This window comes from bacterium, from assembly GCA_024226335.1.
In the GTDB taxonomy this organism is placed as follows: domain Bacteria; phylum Myxococcota_A; class UBA9160; order SZUA-336; family SZUA-336; genus JAAELY01.
On sequence record JAAELY010000116.1, the window covers coordinates 1 to 4,542 of the forward strand.

Consider the following 4,542-nt stretch of genomic DNA (forward strand, 5'->3'; position numbering starts at 1 on the left):
AAGATCTCCTGCAGGATCCAAGGTACTGGGATCGGACTTTGCTGCTGCTCTTTCTTGAGCATGTCGATGAGACGATCTATAGCAACGCGAAAGAGGGCCTGAGACTCGCACGAGTTGCGCCCAGGCTGGCACAGAAGACGCCGAAAGCCAGGGGTGCGGAAGGCCGGCGCCGGCATCAGGAGCACCTGGTCAGAGCCCACGCGACTCTCGGCGGCGCCTACCGGGCAACCCGTCGCCTTGGTGCCGCGGAATCGGAATACGCGCAGGCTCTTCGGATTGCAGAGTCTTCGGCGATCTCGCCGGGGGCTCGAGCGAACCTGCTGCGGCGCCTGGCGATACTTCGAGTCAGCCAGAAGCGCCACGGCGAGGCTTTGGCACTGGCGGAAGAGGCCGTCGAGTTGCTTCGCAACCGCAAGGACCAGCAAGAACTGGCCGCAGCTATCGCCGCCCTCGGCTATGTCCTGAACGAGCAGGGTCGATTCGCCGCTGCGACCCCACACCACGGCGAAGCTTTGCGGCTCGCCGGCACAGCGCTACGCCGTGCCGGCCGGAAGCGCTCTGCTGCCCTGGTTCGCATTCACCAGGTCGCCCGGGTCAACCTGGCTAACGCCCTGGCGCATTCCCCGAGTCCTGAGGTCGCGGCGACGGCGTTGGAGCATGTCCAGTTCGCTCGGCGCGAGCTTCGTGGTCAGAAACGCAGTCGAGCCCGCCATCACTGCCAGTGGATCGAGGGCAAGGCGTGGCTGGCCATGGGCCTCGACCGCCGTGCCGAGCAAGCGTTCTGGGTCGCCCGTCGCGGATTCGTCAGACTGGATGCTCCGTGGGAGATCGCACTGGTGAGCCTCGATATCGCCGGCATTCTTCGACTCTATGGCCAATGGCAGGAGCTGGAAGGCCTCGCCGAGGACACCTTTCGCCGTTTCCGGGAGCTGTCCGGCGACTTCGAGGCGATCTCTGCAATTGGCCTGTGGCTCGAATCCGCACAAGCGCGCGAGGGCGCAGGGGTCGCGATCGCCAAGGCCGAGCGGACGCTTCAGGCCAGGATGCCGCGAAGCTGATCATTCGGACACGGGCCGCCCCGCAAAGCAAGGCATTCACATGCGCACTGTAGACGTCGAGGTCGTCGAGCTCGAGATCGGTGTCGTAGATCAGGTAGACGGTGCGGCCACGGGCCAGGCCGGCGGTGAGGCGACCATCCGTTCGGCGACCAAGACCGAGCGGCCCGACTAAATCCTGCTGTTCTGCGCGTTGTCGCAGTCGTCGACCTCCTGCGATCCGGGAGCCTCGACGCCGCGCAGGCGCTCAGGCTCACCACAAGGCACAGGTCACAAAGTCTTTGTTGTCGCAGTAGCGCCCCGCGCACCGCATTGACTTGGCGAATTTTCGGCCGCTGACGTCGCCAAGGCCGACGCCGGAGAACACCAGGCGTCCGCCGTTCTTTTCCTCAGAAACGATCAGCGTTGTCGAACAGCGGGATTCTATCGCTCCGCGAATCTTGGAGTGATAGATTATCCCAGTACTCGCCATGGCAAGCGAGACCCGCGATGTAGTGACGGTCGGGGCAGCGTCTCGGTCAAGGTTCGGTGCCAGGCGAACGGCCTTGAGCTGAGCGGCGGTCTTCCGTCCGCTCAAGTGAATGGTTCTGCGACTATTCTGGCCACAGGCCGGAAATTCTCGAGAGAATTTCCGTTGCATACGAGTCTTCTCCGAGCTTCAATTTATATTCCATAAGATCCGTTACAGCAGTCCGCAGGGAAGGGAACTCGTTCGCCAAAGAAAATGCAACCGCATAGGCTCCAACTTGCACGGACGGCGCGAAGCCCTCGGACGTTGTCGCGACAAGCTGGCCGCCTTCATGCTTATAATGCACGGTCTTGACCCCAGCGACTCGGTCAAGCACTTCAACAAGGAATATTTGATGTGATCTGATCTGAGCCTCTATTGCTAGCTGCCTGTTCTTGTTTTGGATCTCAGTCATCGTCCCTATCACGCTGACTACAGAGGCGCCGATACCGACGATCAAAGATATTGTCGTCAACCAACTGCGAATCTGATTCCGCCCTAGCGCTCGCGTTTCTGCTTCGATCTTTTCGATCTCACGTTGGAGCTTTCTTTCTTCGAGCCTGTCGAGGTTCTCGGCGTCCTTCATCGTGGCGATCCTTTCACTGCCCTTCCGTTTCGAGTATTCAAGAGTGGGGCAGAGCCCTCCACCCGGGCCTCCCGCCGCAGCGCCGTGCGTCTTCAACCCGAGGCCTTACTCTCAGGCTCCTCCGGGATCTTGGGTCAGATCGGCACTTGTCTGAATGCATATCCTCCAGTCGAAATACTCCTCGGTCCTTGCGCCGCAGAACGGCTCGCCGATGAGCGGCGGTCTTCCGTCCGCTCAATCGGCGTTGTTGGGCGACATCCGGTCCTTTGCTTCGGCCGTCCAAATCTGCGAAGATTGTCTTCTCTTCCGCTCGGGTCGAGAGAGCGCTCAGAACCTGGCTTGAGAAAGCGCAAGAATTCGCCCCGGCACGGAGTCGCCGCGCGTAAGCGTCCCGGCAAAGACTCGAGAGCGGCACAGAAGGGCGCCGCAGATCCCGGCTGCTCTCAACTACAGCCTTGTAGTTAGACGCCTTCATCTGCTATGTGTCCTACTGCTGTTAGCATGGCTCATCATCATCAAGAATCGGAGCTGCGGAATGCCCTGGCCATTTCCTTTCTGCATACTGTAAACACTCATCGCATTGATCGACTTCCAGTAAGTCTCCCATGACCGACTCGTAAGGCGCATCAATAGCCCAGCTCTTGCTATAAGGAGCATTCTTTGCGATATCTTCTTCAAAGTCGCGCGTATAACACACATCCCAAAGACCTCGCACTATGGGTATCTGAGCCGTCTTCAATGGTAACCAGTGCACATGGCACACTCGGAAAACGCTTAGAACATCCAATTCTGTAAGTTCGGAATATTGGGGATAATGTTCTATGAATCGCTTCCATTCTCGGCGTTGCCAGTATGCGAGCTCTCCCCTCTCCCTTTGTCTCCTGTTGCATTGTCGCGTCCATTTCCTGTAGCGCGCCTCGTCACGCATCCAGATCGCTAGCTGACTCCTGACCTCCTCCTCGCTATTAGCCATGACTAGCACCTACGACCTTCTGTATGCCGCCCAACGCTGAGTTCAGCCGCGTGCGAGCGACGGCGTAACGGCTTGAACCATCAAGCACTTCTCTATCATCATTAACGGTCGAACAGTCATACGGGTAGCACGTCGGCTGCAACGCCCTTGTTCTGCGGATGTTCGCTATTACGGTTGATCATGCGCGTGCGCTTTTAGGATCGCGATGACTTCACTGTGTCCGGCATTCTCAGCTAAATCCAGCGGCGTCTTGCCGTCGAGTGTGCGCGATTCAGGGTCGGCGCCATGGGCGAGCAGCAGTTTGACGTTTTCTGCGATGTTGTCTTCTGCGGCACCGTGCAACGGGGTGTAGTCGTTGTCACCGTTTTCGTTAACGTCGGCACCATTGGCAATGGCCTGTTTGAGTCGCGCACGGGCGTCCGGGCGATCAACAAGTGACCAATATAGCACATCACTTACTGGCTTTGCGTTTGGAAACAGTTCAGCGAACGACGTATCGCTACCTTCGTTGAATTGCCGCACTGCCTCAACAATCGCTTCATCGCGTTCGAGTGCGGCATCTTCTTCGGCAGTTAGTTCAAGATCCGGTTTACCATCGTTCATGGTGGTATCCTGTGGGCTGCATCCAAACGCCAATGCAAGAGTGGTCAGAATCAGTAGGTTCGGTGTTCGAGATTGTCTTGGCATCACATACGTACCAATTGCTGTGAGGTTTCCGCAGAACATCTTGCTTAACCGGACACGCGCTTCCTTGATGTAGGCATCGATGCCTACATCTAGGCATGAGGTGTCTAAATCTAGGCATCTCGAACCCAATCCACCGGCGTCTAGATGTAGGCATCTCGCGCCTCCGGTGTCTAAATCTAGGCATCTAGTTCCTCCGGTGTCTAAATCTAGGCATCTCGCGCCTCCAGCTTACCAGATCTAGGCATCTCCTACCTCCAGCTTACCAGATCTAGGCATCCCGCACCCTGCGGCCCATCTCTAGCCTAGCCACCTCCACCGACCACCCGTGGCAACAGGTCGAGCCGCTCGGCCACGTAGCGCCGAAGGTACCAAATCCTCCTGTCGGGATCCCACCGGCCTCCGGCGGACTTCACCCGCTGCTCCCGCTCCCGCTCCCGCCAGCCGATTCGCGGTGCCACCTGCCGGGCTGCAACGCCGACCTGGGTACCCGTTGGGTGCGATCCAGGACTCCGGTTTCCGTTCCCAAAATGCCGTTGGACGACCAGTGCCACGGTCTTCAAGTGCTCGCGACGGTGTTCGTCGTAGCGATACTGGACACAGAGGGAACTCGGCCCGCAGCGGGTCATCCAATCCTTGGTCCCCTTCTGGCCGGGCTTTGGCGTTCTGACAGCTCGCATCATTGACCCTCGCAGTATAGCAGCTGGTGACAGAGGCCGGCGCTGCCGGCCGCCCA

4 protein-coding genes are annotated in these 4,542 nt (G+C 58.9%); 1 reads left to right on the top strand and 3 read right to left on the bottom strand.

Annotated elements, in window-relative coordinates:
* Positions 1-38 precede the first annotated feature (38 nt).
* Complete coding sequence (locus GY725_04815; protein ID MCP4003496.1) at positions 39-1,058, top strand: tetratricopeptide repeat protein; 1,020 nt, start codon at positions 39-41, stop codon at positions 1,056-1,058.
* A gap of 590 nt (positions 1,059-1,648) precedes the next feature.
* Here GY725_04815 and GY725_04820 read toward each other — a convergent pair.
* From GY725_04820 to GY725_04830, 3 genes are all read right to left on the bottom strand, one after another.
* A complete protein-coding gene (locus GY725_04820; protein ID MCP4003497.1) occupies positions 1,649-2,149 on the bottom strand; it encodes a hypothetical protein in 501 nt (166 codons plus the stop codon).
* Between the two features lie 1,141 nt (positions 2,150-3,290).
* Complete coding sequence (locus GY725_04825) at positions 3,291-3,725, bottom strand: ankyrin repeat domain-containing protein (protein ID MCP4003498.1); 435 nt, start codon at positions 3,723-3,725, stop codon at positions 3,291-3,293.
* 386 nt (positions 3,726-4,111) lie between these two features.
* Positions 4,112-4,489, bottom strand: a complete 378-nt coding sequence (locus GY725_04830) for a hypothetical protein (protein ID MCP4003499.1) — start codon at positions 4,487-4,489, stop codon at positions 4,112-4,114.
* Positions 4,490-4,542 lie beyond the last annotated feature (53 nt).

Excerpts from the sequence above, each read along its gene's own strand:
- GY725_04820 (MCP4003497.1), bottom strand. The coding sequence starts at position 2,149 with ATGAAGGACGCCGAGAACCTCGACAGGCTCGAAGAAAGAAAGCTCCAA.
- GY725_04830 (MCP4003499.1), bottom strand. The coding sequence starts at position 4,489 with ATGATGCGAGCTGTCAGAACGCCAAAGCCCGGCCAGAAGGGGACCAAG.
- GY725_04825 (MCP4003498.1), bottom strand. The coding sequence starts at position 3,725 with ATGAACGATGGTAAACCGGATCTTGAACTAACTGCCGAAGAAGATGCC.